Origin of the sequence: Antarcticimicrobium sp. (assembly GCF_029212575.1) — a bacterium.
Lineage (GTDB): Bacteria > Pseudomonadota > Alphaproteobacteria > Rhodobacterales > Rhodobacteraceae > Antarcticimicrobium.
In genome coordinates, this window is the sequence record NZ_JARGPK010000048.1 from 89,618 (window position 1) to 104,951 (window position 15,334).

Consider the following 15,334-nt stretch of genomic DNA (forward strand, 5'->3'; position numbering starts at 1 on the left):
TCCTGTCATTCGCCGGGGTCCGGGACGTGCACGCGCAGCCGCTTGATGCGGCGCGGGTCGGCGTCGATCACCTCGAACTCGGGGCCGTCGGGGTGCACCACCACCTCGCCCCGCGTCGGCACCCGCCCCGACAGCATGAAGACCAGCCCGCCGAGGGTGTCGATCTCTTCCTCGTCCACCGCATCGTGGCTGGTCAGCGAGCGACCGATCTCGGCCTCGAACTCGTCCAAGGGGGTGCGCGCCTGGGCGACGTAGCAGCCCGGCTTTTCCTTGACCCAGGGCTGGTCCTCGTCGGTGTCGTATTCGTCCTCGATCTCGCCCACCACCTGTTCGATCAGGTCCTCGATGGTCACCAGCCCGTCAACGCCGCCATATTCGTCGATCACCAGCGCCATGTGCCGCCGTTCGGTCTGCATCTTGGTCAGCAGCACGCCCAGCGGCATCGAGGGCGGCACGAAAAGCAGCGGGCGTACCATCGCGGCCAGATCGAACTCGGCCTCGTTGTTGCCGTTGAACCCGTGGGTCAGGGCTAGGTCCTTGAGGTGGACAAAACCCAGCGGCGTGTCCAGCGTCCCGTCATAGACCGGGATTCGCGTCATCCCGCTTTCGCGGAAGACGCCGACGAGCTCCTCCATCGAGATCGCGCTGGGCACCGCGACAATCTCGGCCGTGGGAATCGCCACGTCCTCGACCCGCAGCCGCCGCAGGTTGATCATGCCGCGCGGGTTCACCGCCGCGGCCGGATGGCCGTTGAGCGCCTCTGAAGGTGCGCTCTCTACCGGTGCAAGAGCCTCGAATAAGCGTCCGAGAAAACCCGTCTTTTCCCCGGTTCCCGTCTCGCTGTTCTCTGGATGCGCGCGTTGCGCCGCGTTAGAACAATCGTCTGTGTCGTCGCCCATTGATCCTGTCCGAAAAGGGCCTCATGGCCCGTGTTGTTCCCTATATGGGTCATCAAGGCCCAGTCTGCCAAGTATCTCGACCTCCAGGCCTTCCATCAAAGTGGCATCCGGGTCACGGATGTGGTCATAGCCAAGCAGATGCAACAGCCCGTGCACGATCAGATGTGTGGTGTGATCGGCCAGGGATTTGCCCTGTTCCCGGGCCTCGCGCGCGCAGGTTCCAAAGGCGATGGCGATGTCGCCCAAGGCGATTTCCCCGGTAAAATCCGGCTCGGGCAGGTCGGGACGGGCGCCCGGAATTTCGGCACCCAGATCCTCGGCCGGCCAACTCAGCACGTTGGTCGGCTGCGGTTTACCCCGGAAATCGGCGTTGAGTTCGGCGATGCGCGTATCGTCGCAGGCCAGCAGGGCAACCTCGCAGTCGTCCGGGTCAAGCCCCAGGCGCCGCAGCGTTTCCGCCACCGCCCGTTCCGCGAGCGAGGGCAGATCGACCTTACCCCAACGGGAGTCGTCGACAGAAATTTCAAACGTCATCTTCGGTTCACCCAGGCCGGACAGACGGCCCGGAGACCCGGCAGCCACAGTCAGGTTTCGGCCTCATACGCCTCGATGATGGCCGCGACAAGCGGGTGACGGACCACATCCCTGGAGGTGAAATAGTTGAAGCTGATGCCGCCGACCGTTTTCAACAGCCGCTCCGCATCCGCCAGCCCCGAGGGCATGCCGCGCGGCAGGTCGATCTGGGTGCGGTCGCCGGTGATGACCATGCGGCTGCCCTCGCCCAGGCGGGTCAGGAACATCTTCATCTGCATGGTCGTGGCGTTCTGTGCCTCGTCCAGCACGACAAAGGCATTGGCCAGCGTGCGCCCCCGCATGAAGGCCAGCGGCGCGATCTCGATGCGCTTTTCCTCAATCAGCTTGGCAAGCTGCTTGCCCGGCAGGAAATCGTTCAGCGCATCGTAGAGCGGCTGCATGTAGGGATCGACCTTTTCCTTCATGTCGCCGGGCAGATAGCCGAGCTTTTCACCGGCCTCGACCGCCGGGCGCGACAGGATGATCCGGTCGACGTGACCGCCGATGAACATCGAGACCCCGACCGCCACCGCGAGATAGGTCTTGCCGGTGCCCGCCGGGCCGATGCCACAGGCAAGCTCGTTCTCGAACAGCGACCGGACATAGGCCTTCTGCGCGTCGGTGCGCGGCTCGACCAGCTTCTTGCGGGTCTTGATCTCGACCGGGCCGCCCTTGAACATCTCGAGCTGGTCACCGGGGTCGCCACCTGCATCGGAGCCGCCCATCCGCAATTCCCGGTCGACGTCGCCGGAGTCCACCGCGCGGCCGCTTTCCAGCCGATGGTAGAGCGCATTCAGCACCTCGATCGCCTGCTTCTGCGCGGCCTCCTCGCCCATGATCGCCACCTGGTTTCCACGCCGCAGGATCTGCACCGAGAGCTTGCGCTCGATCTCGGCGAGGTTGCGGTCGTATTCGCCACACAGGTCGATCAGCAGGCGATTGTCGGGAAATTCGATCAGCACCTCTTGCGGTGCGCTTTCGGCTTGCGGTGGGGTCAGGGCGCCAATGGCCAATCCGCTCTCCTTGTCTCAAACGGTAAGACAAGCCTGCCAAGATCGGTGGCACCGCGCAAGCGGATGTGTGCGTTTTTCACGGATTTGAAACAAAAAACGGCCGCCCCGGGTGGGACGGCCGCATGGATGATCGCAGCGGGGTCAGATCGCGTCGACGACCTTGCTGCCTTTCTTGAACGGGCCGGTGGCCACGCCCGGAGGGGCGGCACCCGAGCAGACCGGCTTGCCGTGACGGTCCAGACGCTGCGACAGGTATCCCTCGACCCCGTCGTCGATGATCCAGTGATCGCAGCCGTTGGGATCGACCCAGATGCCGGCCTTGAGCTGGCTCAGGTCCTTGGTGTCGAAGATGTTCCGGTCGCGGGTTTTGTCGGTCGCTTCGCAGGCGGCGAGCGTTCCGGCGGCGGCGAGCAGCGCGATGACCTTGACGAGTTTCATTGTCTCTCTCCTCACTGCACGCAGATGATTTCGACGCGACGGTTCTGCGCCATGTTGGCCGCGCTGGTGTTGGGCACCCGTGGGGAACGCTCGCCATAGCCGCGAACATCGACCACGTTGGCCCCAATGCTGCGGGCAACACGGGCCACCGAATTGGCGCGGTTGCGCGACAGCGTCATGTTGTAGGCGTCCGAGGCCCGGCTGTCGGTATGGCCGGTGATGATGTAGCCGCGCGCGCCCGCACTGGAGAAGAATTCACGCAGGCGCTGCTGCCCGGCGGCGTTGATATAGTATTTGTCGGTGGCAAAGAACTGATCCGCCGGCATCGTGCCGCACAGGTTGCCCCGGCGGCAGACCGGGGTTCCGTCGCGGCGCACATGCGGCGTCATGTAGCCCTCGGCTCCGTCATCCATGACCCAGTGCTCGCAGCCGTCCGGGTCGACCCAGATGGTCGGCACATAGCGCTCCCCGATCACCGTTTTCGTCCCTGCCTGCGCGATGGTCCCGAACGCGAAGGCCAGCACAATCGCCGCGACCAGCGCGGCCAGGGCACGCTGGGCCCTTAAATCAATCACCTTTGATGCAGTCACCTTTGATCCCCCGAAAATGACGCCGCCCCCCGATATCCGGAGCCGACTTCGCCTTTATTGTGCTAAGGTTATGAAACTAAGCGATACATGTGAAGCGAAAACCTCGATATGTTGAGGTATCGGCCAGAACACCCCCCACAATCCTGCACCATATGGTTGCAAAGAGGTCCGGCGCGTTTTCGCCAATGCGAAACCGAAACCTTTCTCCGTCCGCGACCGGCGGCGGCGCGCCCCTTCGGCGCCGGGCGCGATCTGCGTCCACGGGGATCAGCGAAGGGTACGGGTCTTGCCGCGGATTTCCGGCGATTCGTAATAGATCCGGATCATCTCGGCCTTCATCGCGGGCTTGTTGCCCACCAGATGGTCGTCGCGGCAAATGCGCTCGGCAATCGCGTGGGCGTTGGGATAATCGTAGCCGAAATCGATCAGGCTATCGATGAAATTGGAGTTTGGACGATCCCAGATCACGTCCTTCCAGGGGCCGCGAAAGCAGCTCACGATCAGCGTGTTTCCGTCCGCGACAAGCTTGTATCCTTCTGCGGAAACTTGGCACGCCGTCCCGATCAACAGGGCCGCGGCGAGGATCACACGTTTCATCGGAGCACTCCAAAACCAAAAAATCTGTCGCGCTGATGCGACGCCGGTTTCCGACCAACAGCAAGTCATGATCTTTCGAAAGCCTGCTGCCATCATACACCGCCGGAAAACACGGGCAAATTTTTCTCCACGGTTAGATGGAAATGTGAAACAATTCCGTCCTATCGGGGAGATATTTTCCGCCCTGGCATCAATCGGACCTTGGTCCGGGGGGCGCCTATAGGCACCGAATCGTCTCTGCGCGGATGCCGGTGGCGGATCAGCGCAGCATCTCTCCGGCCAGCGAGTTCGGCCCCGAGGATACGATTCTGACCCGGGCAAGGTCGCCGGGCGCCACCGCATCCGTCTTGACGTGCACAGCGTGCAGGTGGTCGGACTTGCCCACCATCTGCCCCGGCATGCGGCCGGTCTTCTCGAACAGGACACCGACGTCCCGGCCGACCATGGCATCCTGCAGCGCCCGCTGCTGGCGGGTCAGCAGGGCCTGCAGGCGCTGCAGGCGGTCGTCCTTCTCGGCCTCGCCGACCTGCGCGCGTTCCGCCGCAGGGGTGCCCGGGCGGGTGGAATACTTGAACGAAAAGGCCGAGCCGTACTGCACCGCCTCGACAAGATCGAGCGTGGCCTGGAAATCCGCCTCGGTCTCCTCCGGGAAACCGACGATGAAATCGCCTGACATGTGCAGATCGGGCCGCGCGGCGCGCAGTCGTTCGATCAGCCGCAGATATTGCTCGGCGGTATGGCTGCGGTTCATCCGCTTGAGAATCCGGTCACTGCCCGACTGAACCGGCAGGTGCAGATAGGGCATCAGCTTGGGACAACTCGAATGGGCCTCGATCAGGTCATCGCCCATGTCGTTGGGATGCGAGGTGGTGAAGCGGATGCGCTCCAGCCCATCGACATCGTTCAGCGCCCAGATCAGCCGCGCCAGCGACCAGTCGGCGCCGTCGGGGCCCGCCCCGTGATAGGCGTTGACGTTCTGACCCAAGAGCGTGATCTCACGCACGCCGCGCTCGACCAGGTCGCGCGCCTCGGTCAGCAGGCGGTCCACCGGACGTGAGACCTCGGCGCCACGGGTATAGGGCACCACGCAGAAGGCACAGAACTTGTCGCAGCCTTCCTGAACGGTCAGGAACGCGGTCGGCCCGCGTTTCGCCTTGGGCCGCGCAATCAGCTTGTCGAACTTGTCCTCTTCGGGGAAATCGGTGTCGAGCGCCTTTTCGCCCGCGCGCGCCCTCGCCTCCAGCTCGGGCAGGCGATGATAGCTTTGCGGCCCGACCACCAGATCGACCAGCGGCTGGCGGCGCATGATCTCTTCGCCTTCGGCCTGGGCGACGCAACCGGCCACGCCGATTTTCAGATCGGGCCGCTCGGCCTTAAGCCCCTTGAAGCGGCCAAGCTCGGAGTAAACCTTTTCGGCCGCCTTTTCCCGGATATGGCAGGTGTTCAGCAGAATCATGTCGGCATCGTCGGGCGTCTTTGTCTCGACATAGCCCTGTCCGCCCAGCGCCTCGGCCATACGCTCGCTGTCGTAGACGTTCATCTGGCAGCCATAGGTCTTGATGAAGAGTTTCTTTGGCGCTGTCATCGGGTCTGCTTTCGCGGCTACGGAGTGAAACGCCGCACATAGGGTTTTGCCCGGCGGCTTGCAATGACGGCCCGAATACCCGACTCTGCGAAAAAACGCCAGCAAGGTCGCGGGCAGGGCACGGCATGCACCACACATCTCTGAATGACTTTCTGAAGCACGGCGCAGCGGCCCTGGCCAAGGGGCCGGTTGCCTTGATCTTTGTCGAGGACACGGTCGAACTGGGCAGCACCCTGCGCCATCATCTGGACTGCGGATTTCGCGCGGTGGTCGCCCTGATGCCGCGCGCGTTCGACATGCCGGAGGATCTGGACGAACGGGTTCACCGGGTGGATTTCGATTGCAACCCTCCGCAAAGGGTCTTCGATGCGGTCAACCGGGTGATCGAGGCGGCGCCGGGCCTCTGGCTGTTTTACTGCTACAATGCCGAGTACCTGTTCTTTCCATTTTGCGAGACGCGCAGCATCGGCGAAATGCTGACCTTTCACACCGAGGAACGGCGCGATGCCATGCTCACCTATGTCATCGATCTTTACGCCGACGATCTCGAAACCTGCCCGGACGCGGTGTCGCTGGAGCGCGCGCATCTGGACCGCGCGGGGTATTACGCTCTGGCCCGCCCGGACCCTGACAACCACAACCACCCGAAAGAACGGCAACTCGATTTCTTCGGCGGGCTGCGCTGGCGCCAAGAGGAGCACATCCCCACCCCCAGCCGCAGGATCGACCGGATTGCGCTGTTCCGCGCCAAGCCCGGGCTGCGGTTGCTGCCGGACCACACCTTCAATGATCAGGAGTACAACACCTATGCCTGCCCCTGGCACCACAACCTGACGGCGGCGATCTGTTCGTTTCGCACAGCCAAGGCGCTGAAGGCGAACCCGGGCTCTGCCTTCGACATCACGACATTCCACTGGCGCAAGTCGACCCCGTTCGAATGGCATTCCCGCCAGTTGCTCGACCTCGGACTGATGGAGCCGGGGCAATGGTTTTGAGGGCGGGCGGCGCTATGACCGGTCGAGCAGGATGGGGAACCAATCCTCCCGCAGCCTTTGCCCCGGGGTCATGTCATGCCCGGGGAACGGCGGCGAGGTGGGGCCGGGACGTTCGACGTAACGCGCATCGTCGCCGACCAGCCGGATCGAGAACGCCCGGCGGCGGGCCTGGCTGGTATTGCCCCGGGCCCCGTGCAGGGTGCGGAAGTTGAACGCCACCGCGTCGCCCGGCTCCATCTCGTACTCGACGATGCGCATCCCCTCGGCCTCCGGATCGGGCACCGGCATGTACCGGCTTTCGTCGGGGAAAAATCCCTCTTCGCTGACCCAGCGTGTCGGCAGAACCTCTTTCTCCCAGCGGTGCGATCCGGCGACACAGCGCAGCGTCGCCTCGCGCACCGGGTCGAGCGGCGACCAGAAGCTGACGGTCTGTTCGCCCTCGACGAAGTAATACGGCCCGTCCTGGTGCCAGGGGGTGGCCATCGAGGTGCCGGGCTCCTTGACCAGAACGTGATCGTGGAACATCTGGACCGTGCGGGATCGCATCAGATCTGCCGCCACCTCGGCCACGGGTGACGTCTGGACCACCTCGACGAACTCCGGGATCCGCGTCCAGTTGCAGTAGTCGTCGAAAAACCGCCCTGTCTCGCCCGCCTTGTTGTTGTTCGAGGCCGAGGGACCGGGCGCCGCCATGTTCGCCGCCACCCCACGACGCAACCCGTCCACGTGATCGGCGAAGAGACCCTTGACCAGCACAACGCCATCGCGCTGGTAGGTTTCGATATCGGCCTGGGACAAAAGCGGGTGAGTCATGATCTGCGCCTCATTTTCGGGCAGAATGATGCCGACGCGCCGCTCGGTTCAACCGAAAATCGCGACCGCGGCAAACAAGGATCAGGATTTGCGGCGCAGGCGGATCACTACATCCACCGACGCAATCTCGGCCCCTTCGGGCGCATCCGGCAGCCGGGCGATCTGCAATTGCTCGGCGGGCGCATCCGACAGGCGACCGTCATCCTCCCAGAAGAAATGCGGGTGATCGTGGGTGTTGGTGTCGAAATAGCTTTTCGATCCGTCCACCGTGATCTCGTTCAGCACCCCGGCCTCGCAAAAGGCGCGCAGGGTGTTGTAGACCGTGGCGAGAGACACCGTCGCCCCGGTCTGCCGCGCCGCCTCGAACAGGCTTTCGGCGGTGACATGCCTGTGCTGCCCGTCACCGACCAGCAGTTCGGCCAGCGCAAGACGCTGCCGCGTCGGGCGCAACCCTGCCCGGCCCAGCCACAGGGTGGCGTATGTCGCTCTTTCCGGTTTCACTTTCCGGCCTCACCCGTCATGTTGGCCGTATATATAGGGCGCAAGGACGCTAAAATACAAATGATTTTCATTCGCACCGACGCGACCCCGGCCTGCGCCGAATGCGCCCACGGCACGCGGCGCCCTTGCAGGACCCTCCGACGCGATGCTAGAGGATCGCAGATGCATCGAAGCGGCAAACAGGAGACGCGGCAGCATGTCCCAATACCCGAGCAGTTTTGACAAAGACGATTTGCTGAAATGCGCGCGGGGTGAACTCTTCGGGCCGGGCAATGCGCAACTGCCGGAACCGCCGATGCTGATGATGGACCGCATCACCGAAATCAGCGCCGACGGCGGCAGCAACGGCAAGGGCCATGTCGTCGCCGAGTTCGATATCGTACCGGATCTTTGGTTCTTCAAATGCCATTTTCCCGGCAATCCGATCATGCCCGGCTGCCTCGGCCTTGACGGTCTTTGGCAGCTGACCGGGTTCAACCTGGGCTGGCGCGGCATGCAGGGGCTGGGCATGGCGCTGGGCGTGGGCGAGGTCAAGCTGACCGGGATGGTCACGCCGGCGCGCAAGATGCTGACATACTACGTGGATTTCACCCGCGTCATCGACCGCAAGCTGAAACTGGGGGTCGCCGACGGCCGGGTTGAGGCCGACGGCGAAGAGATTTATTCCGTCAAGGGCATGAAGGTCGGCCTGTCCGCCACAGGGGCCTGAGCGCGCCCGCGCAGAGTTACGAGGAGAGCATCGATGCGTCGCGTCGTCGTCACAGGGTTGGGGATCGTTTCGTCCATCGGCAACAATGCCGGTGAGGTTCTGGAGGCGCTGAAGACCGGTCGATCCGGCATCGTCGCCAGTCCGGAAATGGCCGAACACGGGTTCCGCAGCCAGATCGCAGGCACCATCGACATCGATGTTGCCGAGCATGTCGACAAGCGCGCCCTGCGCTTCATGGGTCCAGGGGCCGCCTATGCCCATATCGCGATGCAGGAGGCAATCGCCGATGCCGGTCTGGAAGAGGCCGACATCGTCAACCCGCGCACCGGGCTTGTCGCCGGGTCGGGCGGGCCGTCGACAAGCGCCTTGCTGACCGCGCATCAGACTGTCCTGAAGACCGGAGCGACCAAGCGGATCGGCCCCTTCGCGGTGCCCAAGTGCATGTCGTCCACGATCTCGGCCAACCTGTCGACCGCCTTCAAGATCAAGGGCATCAACTATTCCATCACCTCGGCCTGCTCGACCTCGCTGCACTGCATCGGCAACGCGGCGGAACAGATCATGATGGGCAAGCAGGACGTGATGTTCGCCGGCGGCGCCGAGGAGTTGGACTGGACCCTGTCCTGCCTGTTCGACGCCATGGGCGCGATGTCGTCCAAGTACAACGACACCCCCGATAGGGCGAGCCGCGCCTTTGACGCCGATCGCGACGGCTTCGTGATCTCGGGCGGCGGCGGCATCCTCGTGCTGGAGGAACTGGATCACGCATTGGCACGCGGCGCCAGGATCTACGCCGAGGTCACCGGCTTTGCCGCCACCTCGGACGGGCATGACATGGTCGCCCCGTCGGGCGAGGGCGGCGAACGCGCCATGCAGCTCGCGCTGGCCACCGTGCCGCAGGATCGCAAGGTCAGCTATATCAACGCACACGGCACCTCGACCCCGGTCGGCGACGTCGGCGAGGTCAAGGCGGTGCGCCGCGTCTTCGGCCCGATGAACCAGTACGGCGGGCGGACCCCGCCGATCAGTTCGACCAAGTCCATGACCGGGCATGCCCAGGGTGCCGCAGGCGCGCTGGAGGCCGTATTCTGCCTGCTGATGCTGGAAAACGATTTCATCGCCCGGTCGATCAACGTCGAAACGCTTGACCCGGCACTGGAGCCGGCGGAAATCGCGCTCGAGACCGTGTCCGGAGTGGGCCTGGACAGCATCATGACCAACAGTTTTGGCTTTGGCGGCACCAACGGATCCATGATCCTGTCGAAATATTACGGGTAAATCATAACATGTCGAATGCAATGCAAGGCAAACGCGGGCTGATCATGGGTGTCGCCAATGATCGCTCCATCGCGTGGGGTATCGCCAGGGCGATGCACGGGGCCGGGGCCGAGCTTGCCTTTACCTACCAGGGCGATGCCTTCGGCAAACGGCTGGAACCGCTGGCAGCCTCGGTCGGCTCGGACTTCATGGTCGATGTGGACGTGACCGACGATGCGAGCCTGGATACCGGTTTCGCCGCGCTGGCCGCGCGTTGGCCGACCATCGATTTCGTGGTGCATGCGATCGCCTATTCCGACAAATCCGAATTGACCGGCCGTTTCCTCAACACCAGCCGGGCGAACTTCAAGAACTCGATGGACATCAGCGCCTATTCCTTCATCGAGGTCGCCCGCCGGGCGCACCCTCTGATGAAAGAGAACGGCGGCACGCTGCTGACGCTGACCTATCAGGGTTCGACCCGTGTTGTACCCAACTACAACGTCATGGGCGTGGCCAAGGCGGCGCTGGAATCTGTCACCCGTTACCTGGCCAACGATCTCGGCCCCGAGGGCATCCGCGTCAACGCGATCTCGCCCGGCCCGATGAAGACGCTGGCCGGTGCCGCCATCGGCGGGGCACGCAAGACCTACAAGTTCACCGACCAGAACGCGCCGCTCGGCTCCAATGCCACGCTTGAGGCGGTCGGCGGCACCGCCGTTTACCTCGCCTCCGACGCGGGGTCCTGCACCACCGGCGAGATCATCCGCGTCGATGGCGGTTTCCACGTGCTGGGCATGCCGCAGCCGGAATTCCTGTAGGCTGCAATCACCCCGCTCCGTGGTCTTTCTGGCCACGCCGAAGCCGCGATACCGTATCGCCGAACGCCTGCCCGTCGCCGAACTCGGCGAAACCGCCGTATTGCCCATGCGGCGCCTCGATCCGGCGGGCGTGTTTGATCGGGCACCAATGGGCCTCGGTCCGGGCCGCGACCTCACGCACATAGGCGATCAACCCGTTGGCATAGCCGCAATAGACGCAATTCAGCTTTTGCAGCCCGTTCAGATAGGCAAGATGATGGCGGTCGATCGCGATGAAGTCGGCGCGCCGCACCTTCTCGATCCGGTAGACCGGAAAGCACACCGCCTGGTAGAAGCTGACGAATAGGTCCAGAAGAACCAGCGGAACGATCAGCGCATAGATCGCCGGCGCGGTCAGCACCACCAGCGGACGGGTCCGCGACAGGAAGCTGATCCAGCCCTCCCGCAACTCCCGATGCCGCCGCCGCATGTCCGCGTCGAAGACCACCCGCCCCCTCTCGACCCGATAGCGAAAGGCGGAGCGGCGCTCTTCAATCTCGTCCTGAACCGCGTCCTGAATTTCGCGGAGACGGTTCAGCAACTCGTCTAGCCTGCTTGGCATGGCATATGCCCTCCTTGCGCCCGGGTGCAGTGGAGCACGGGACGCGGAAAAGAGCCATAGAAGTTGCCTGCAGTATCAGACGATCTCGACCAGCGCGATGGCAAAGGTGAGGTCCTGGCCGGCCAGCGGATGGTTGGCGTCCAGCGTCACTGTCGCGTCATCGGCGGCGACCACCGTCACCGGCACGGCCTGTCCGTCCGGTGCCTGCATCTGCAGGCGCGAACCGATCTCGAGCGGGATGTCGTCGGGGATCCCTTCGCGCGGGATGGCCTGGCGCGCCTCCGGGTTGACCGGGCCATAGGCCTCGTCGCAAGGCACCTCGACGGTTTTTTCCTCGCCCACTTCCATGCCCGGAATCGCGCCGTCCAGACCGGGAATGATCTGCCCGGCGCCAACGGTGAATTCCAGCGGATCGCGCCCCTCGGAACTGTCGAACCGGCTGCCGTCCGTCAAGGTTCCGGTATAGTGGATGCGGACCGTGTCTCCGGTTTTTACTGTCGTCATGAATGCTCCGGTGTTTTGCGTGGATTGAACGGCCCAGCCTAAAGGCTCAAAACCGGATGTAAACCCGAGGGCCCGAAACCCGGCGGTAACGCATTTGCGTACAGAACGGCCGCAAACCTCCCCTTTTCGCCCCCGTCCGCCTGTGCAACTGTGCCCCGGCACGGAGGACCACCATGACCATAACCACAGCCGTTTTCGATGCCTATGGCACCTTGTTCGATGTCGCCGCCGCCGCCCGGCAGGCCGCGGCGGAGCCGGCCTTTCCGGCGCTGGCCGACCGTTGGGCGGACCTGGCCGCGCATTGGCGGCTGAAACAGTTGCAATACAGCTGGCTGCGCGCCGTCACCGGGGCCCATACCGATTTCTGGGCGGTCACCCAGGACGGGCTCGACTGGGCGCTGGAGGCGACCGGGCTCGATGGAGACGCCGCGTTGCGCGAACGCCTGCTCGCGCTCTACTGGGAGCTTGGCGCCTACCCCGAGGTTCCGGCGATGCTTGCGGCACTGAAACGGAACGGGTTGAACACCGCGATCCTGTCCAACGGCTCGCCCGACATGCTGGACGGCGCGGTGCAATCGGCGGGCGTGGCCGGGGTGCTCGACGCGGTGCTCTCGGTGGAAAGCGTGGGTGTGTTCAAACCCGATTCGCGGGTCTACGACCTGGTCGGCCAGCACTTCGGCTGCGCCAGGCACGAGGTATTGTTCGTGTCGTCGAACGGCTGGGACGCCGCCGCAGCGGCCGGCTACGGGTTCACGACCGCCTGGGTCAACCGCGCCGGCGAACCGGTGGACAGGCTGCCCTGGCGCCCCGACACCATCCTTTCGGACCTGACGACAATCCCCGACCTGGCAGCCAAGGCATGAGCACGTTCACGACCTCCGACGGAAAACGGCTCCATTACACCGACACCGGAAAAGGCCAGCCGCTGCTGTGTCTGGCCGGGTTGACGCGCAACGGGTTGGATTTCTCCTTTCTGGCACCGCATTTGACCGACCTTCGGCTGATCACGCTGGACAGCCGCGGGCGCGGCGCCTCCGACTACGACGCCGATTTCATGAATTACAATGTCCTGCGCGAAGGGCATGACGTGATCGAGCTGCTGGACCACCTTGGTCTGGACAAGGTCACTGTCCTCGGCACGTCGCGCGGCGGGCTGCTGGCGATGGCACTGGCGGCCAGCGTTCCCGGGCGGCTGTCGGGCGTGATCCTGAACGACATCGGCCCGGTTGTTGGCGCCCGGGGCATCGCGCGGATCATGGATTACGTCGGCAAGAAGCCCCGGGCAAAAACGCTGGACGCCGCCGCTGCCGATCTGAAGGTGGCGATGGAAGCCGAGTTTCCCGGCGTGCCGCTGTCGGTCTGGCGGCAGCAGGCCGAATACCAGTACCTGCAAACCGAGGCGGGGCTCGAACTGCGCTATGACCCGGCCCTGCACAAGGCGCTTTTGGAGCAGGCGGCCACCGGCGCGACACCGGACATGTGGATGTTCTTCAAAGCCCTGCGCGCGCTGCCGCTGGGGGTGCTGCGCGGCGCCAACTCCGACATCCTCGACCACGAGACGCTTGAGGAGATGCACCGCCGCCACCCCGGCATGATCTCGGACGAGGTGCCGGATCGAGGCCACGTGCCCTTTCTCGACGAACCGGAATCGCTGGCGCTGATCCGGCAAATCCTGGAGCAGGCCGCATGACCGACATTGCGATGATCGAGGCCGCGGCGGAGCGGCTGCGAGGCCACGCGCGGCGCACGCCGCTTTTGTCCTCGCCCTTTCTCGACGAGATTGCCGGGCGCCGGGTGCTGGTCAAACCGGAATGCCTGCAGCACACCGGCAGCTTCAAGTTCCGCGGTGCCTGGTCGGCGGTCTCCGCCCTCGCCCCCGAGGTCCGGGCGCGCGGCGTCATCGCCTTTTCCAGCGGCAACCACGCCCAGGGCGTCGCCTATGCCGCGAAACTGCATGGGGTCTCGGCGGTGATCATCATGCCCTCGGACGCGCCGAAGATGAAAATCGACAACACCCGCGCGCTCGGCGCCGAGGTGGTGCTCTATGACCGCGAGCGCGAGGATCGCGATGCCATCGGCGCGACCCTGGCGCAGGAGCGTGGGCTGACCCTGATCAAGCCGTTCGACGAACCGCAGGTGATCGCCGGCCAGGGCACCACCGGGCTGGAGATCGCCGAACAGGCCGCCGAGGTTGGTGTCACCCGGGCCGATGTGCTGGTCTGCTGCGGCGGCGGCGGGCTGACCTCGGGCATCGCGCTGGCGCTGGAGGCCCGCGCGCCGGGGCTGCGCGCCCGCCCGGTCGAACCGGAAGGGTTCGACGACGTGACCCGCTCGCTCGCCTCTGGGCGGATCGAGCGCAACGCGACGCAATCGGGCTCGCTCTGCGATGCGATCGTCACGCCGCAACCGGGGCAGATCACCTTTCCGATCATGCACCGGCTCTGCGGGCCGGGGCTGAGCGTGACCGACGACGAGGCGCTGCGCGCCATGGCGCTGGCCTTTGCCCGTCTCAAGATCGTGCTCGAACCCGGCGGCGCGGTGGCGCTGGCCGCCGCCCTGTTCCGCCCCGACCGGATCGCAGGCGATGCGGTGATTGCCGTCGCCTCGGGCGGAAATGTCGATGCAGGCCTGTTCCGTCAGGCACTGGAAATTCACTCGGCATGAACCTTACGCAACGGAAACCGGTTTGTCGCGAAACCGGGCACGGTCGTTTGATTTGCCTCAAGTCTTGATAGATCACAAAAGCACAATATGTGACGGGTAATCGAGACCGATTGTTTCCTGGAGGACATAAATTGACCGATTTTACAGTTAAAGGCCCGATTGAAGAAACCGTTGTGGGAACCGATGGCGAAGATCGCCTGACCTACAAGAGCATGTCGGGGACAGGCGGTGTAACCTTCGATCCTCTCACCCCGAGCGCGGTCAGCGGGTATGACGGGGCCTTTCGTCCCGGTGACGACCCCGAGGACGAGTATGTCACCAGTTTTACCGGGATCGAGCACTTCACCTTCATCGACAACACCGGCGGCGACGACATCATCACCACCGGCGACGGGGCGGATACGCTGGTTGGCCGGGGCGGACGCGATATCCTGACCGGCGGCGCGGGCAGCGACATCCTTGACGGCGGCAACAAGGCCGACAAGCTCTTTGGCGGCCTTGAGGGCGACACGCTGCAGGGCGGCAACGGCAACGACAAGCTGTTTGGCGAGGACGGGCACGATTCGCTGTTTGGTGAAGACGGCAATGACCGGATCTTCGGTGCCGCCGACAACGATTTCATCGAAGGGGGCGCCGGTGACGATCTGATCTACGGCGGCTCCGGCGACGATTTCATTGTGGGAGACGCCGGCGACGACCGGTTGTTCGGCGGCAAGGGCGCCGACTTCATCATCGCCAGCCAGGGGGCCGATGTGGTGGATGCCGGCAATGGAA

At 64.4% G+C, this 15,334-nt stretch carries 19 protein-coding genes; 8 read left to right on the top strand and 11 right to left on the bottom strand.

Annotation, left to right across the window (positions count from 1 at the left end):
* Positions 1 to 5: 5 nt before the first annotated feature.
* The 7 genes from P1U75_RS09890 to miaB all read right to left on the bottom strand — a co-directional run bounded on the left by P1U75_RS09890 (position 6) and on the right by miaB (position 5,695).
* Positions 6 to 899, bottom strand: coding sequence for a hemolysin family protein (locus P1U75_RS09890; protein ID WP_300242645.1), 894 nt, complete (start codon positions 897 to 899; stop codon positions 6 to 8).
* 21 nt (positions 900 to 920) lie between these two features.
* Positions 921 to 1,433 carry an rRNA maturation RNase YbeY gene (ybeY, locus tag P1U75_RS09895; protein ID WP_300242693.1) on the bottom strand — a complete coding sequence of 171 codons (513 nt, stop codon included), beginning with the start codon at positions 1,431 to 1,433 and terminating at the stop codon, positions 921 to 923.
* Positions 1,434 to 1,483: 50 nt separating this feature from the next.
* Positions 1,484 to 2,485, bottom strand: coding sequence for a PhoH family protein (locus tag P1U75_RS09900; RefSeq protein ID WP_300242647.1), 1,002 nt, complete (start codon positions 2,483 to 2,485; stop codon positions 1,484 to 1,486).
* 141 nt (positions 2,486 to 2,626) lie between these two features.
* On the bottom strand, positions 2,627 to 2,923 hold the full coding sequence (locus tag P1U75_RS09905; RefSeq protein WP_300242649.1) for a hypothetical protein: 297 nt from the start codon (positions 2,921 to 2,923) through the stop codon (positions 2,627 to 2,629).
* 11 nt (positions 2,924 to 2,934) lie between these two features.
* Positions 2,935 to 3,444, bottom strand: a complete 510-nt coding sequence (locus P1U75_RS09910) for an OmpA family protein (protein ID WP_300242695.1) — start codon at positions 3,442 to 3,444, stop codon at positions 2,935 to 2,937.
* A gap of 336 nt (positions 3,445 to 3,780) precedes the next feature.
* Complete coding sequence (locus P1U75_RS09915; protein WP_300242651.1) at positions 3,781 to 4,110, bottom strand: hypothetical protein; 330 nt, start codon at positions 4,108 to 4,110, stop codon at positions 3,781 to 3,783.
* A gap of 259 nt (positions 4,111 to 4,369) precedes the next feature.
* Positions 4,370 to 5,695 carry a tRNA (N6-isopentenyl adenosine(37)-C2)-methylthiotransferase MiaB gene (miaB, locus tag P1U75_RS09920; RefSeq protein WP_300242653.1) on the bottom strand — a complete coding sequence of 442 codons (1,326 nt, stop codon included), beginning with the start codon at positions 5,693 to 5,695 and terminating at the stop codon, positions 4,370 to 4,372.
* A gap of 125 nt (positions 5,696 to 5,820) precedes the next feature.
* Between miaB and P1U75_RS09925 the strand changes: the two genes are divergently transcribed.
* Positions 5,821 to 6,690, top strand: a complete 870-nt coding sequence (locus P1U75_RS09925) for a hypothetical protein (protein WP_300242655.1) — start codon at positions 5,821 to 5,823, stop codon at positions 6,688 to 6,690.
* A 12-nt stretch (positions 6,691 to 6,702) separates the two neighbouring features.
* On the opposite strand, the gene P1U75_RS09930 is transcribed toward P1U75_RS09925, so the two are convergent.
* The gene (locus P1U75_RS09930; RefSeq protein WP_300242657.1) at positions 6,703 to 7,503 is read right to left on the bottom strand and encodes a phytanoyl-CoA dioxygenase family protein; all 801 of its coding nucleotides are present in this window, start codon (positions 7,501 to 7,503) and stop codon (positions 6,703 to 6,705) included.
* Between the two features lie 81 nt (positions 7,504 to 7,584).
* The gene (gene irrA / locus P1U75_RS09935; RefSeq protein WP_300242659.1) at positions 7,585 to 8,004 is read right to left on the bottom strand and encodes an iron response transcriptional regulator IrrA; all 420 of its coding nucleotides are present in this window, start codon (positions 8,002 to 8,004) and stop codon (positions 7,585 to 7,587) included.
* Between the two features lie 196 nt (positions 8,005 to 8,200).
* On the opposite strand from irrA, the gene fabA reads away from it, so the two are divergent.
* Genes fabA through P1U75_RS09950 form a run of 3 tightly spaced genes read left to right on the top strand, consistent with a single transcriptional unit; the run spans position 8,201 to position 10,791 of the window.
* Entirely contained in the window at positions 8,201 to 8,713 is a 513-nt protein-coding gene (gene fabA / locus P1U75_RS09940) for a bifunctional 3-hydroxydecanoyl-ACP dehydratase/trans-2-decenoyl-ACP isomerase (protein ID WP_300242661.1), read from the top strand.
* A 33-nt stretch (positions 8,714 to 8,746) separates the two neighbouring features.
* Positions 8,747 to 9,991 carry a beta-ketoacyl-ACP synthase I gene (gene fabB / locus P1U75_RS09945; protein WP_300242663.1) on the top strand — a complete coding sequence of 415 codons (1,245 nt, stop codon included), beginning with the start codon at positions 8,747 to 8,749 and terminating at the stop codon, positions 9,989 to 9,991.
* Between the two features lie 8 nt (positions 9,992 to 9,999).
* Complete coding sequence (locus P1U75_RS09950) at positions 10,000 to 10,791, top strand: enoyl-ACP reductase (RefSeq protein WP_300242665.1); 792 nt, start codon at positions 10,000 to 10,002, stop codon at positions 10,789 to 10,791.
* Positions 10,792 to 10,798: 7 nt separating this feature from the next.
* Here the strand turns inward: P1U75_RS09950 and P1U75_RS09955 are convergent, their stop codons facing one another.
* Together P1U75_RS09955 and P1U75_RS09960 are read right to left on the bottom strand one after the other, a co-directional pair.
* Positions 10,799 to 11,392 carry a hypothetical protein gene (locus P1U75_RS09955; RefSeq protein ID WP_300242667.1) on the bottom strand — a complete coding sequence of 198 codons (594 nt, stop codon included), beginning with the start codon at positions 11,390 to 11,392 and terminating at the stop codon, positions 10,799 to 10,801.
* A 75-nt stretch (positions 11,393 to 11,467) separates the two neighbouring features.
* Positions 11,468 to 11,896 (bottom strand): peptidylprolyl isomerase, encoded by a 429-nt coding sequence (locus P1U75_RS09960; protein ID WP_300242669.1) that lies wholly within the window; start codon positions 11,894 to 11,896, stop codon positions 11,468 to 11,470.
* Between the two features lie 173 nt (positions 11,897 to 12,069).
* Here P1U75_RS09960 and P1U75_RS09965 point away from each other — a divergent pair, with 173 nt between their 5' ends.
* The 4 genes from P1U75_RS09965 to P1U75_RS09980 all read left to right on the top strand — a co-directional run.
* Positions 12,070 to 12,759 carry a haloacid dehalogenase type II gene (locus P1U75_RS09965; RefSeq protein ID WP_300242671.1) on the top strand — a complete coding sequence of 230 codons (690 nt, stop codon included), beginning with the start codon at positions 12,070 to 12,072 and terminating at the stop codon, positions 12,757 to 12,759.
* A complete protein-coding gene (locus tag P1U75_RS09970; protein ID WP_300242673.1) occupies positions 12,756 to 13,586 on the top strand; it encodes an alpha/beta hydrolase in 831 nt (276 codons plus the stop codon). Before P1U75_RS09965 ends, P1U75_RS09970 begins: the two co-directional genes overlap by 4 nt.
* Positions 13,583 to 14,560 carry a threonine/serine dehydratase gene (locus tag P1U75_RS09975; protein ID WP_300242675.1) on the top strand — a complete coding sequence of 326 codons (978 nt, stop codon included), beginning with the start codon at positions 13,583 to 13,585 and terminating at the stop codon, positions 14,558 to 14,560. The genes P1U75_RS09970 and P1U75_RS09975 overlap by 4 nt, the downstream gene beginning before the upstream one ends.
* Before the next feature lie 173 nt (positions 14,561 to 14,733).
* Positions 14,734 to 15,334 (top strand): calcium-binding protein (locus P1U75_RS09980; RefSeq protein WP_300242678.1); only part of this gene is annotated, 601 nt, incomplete at its 3' end.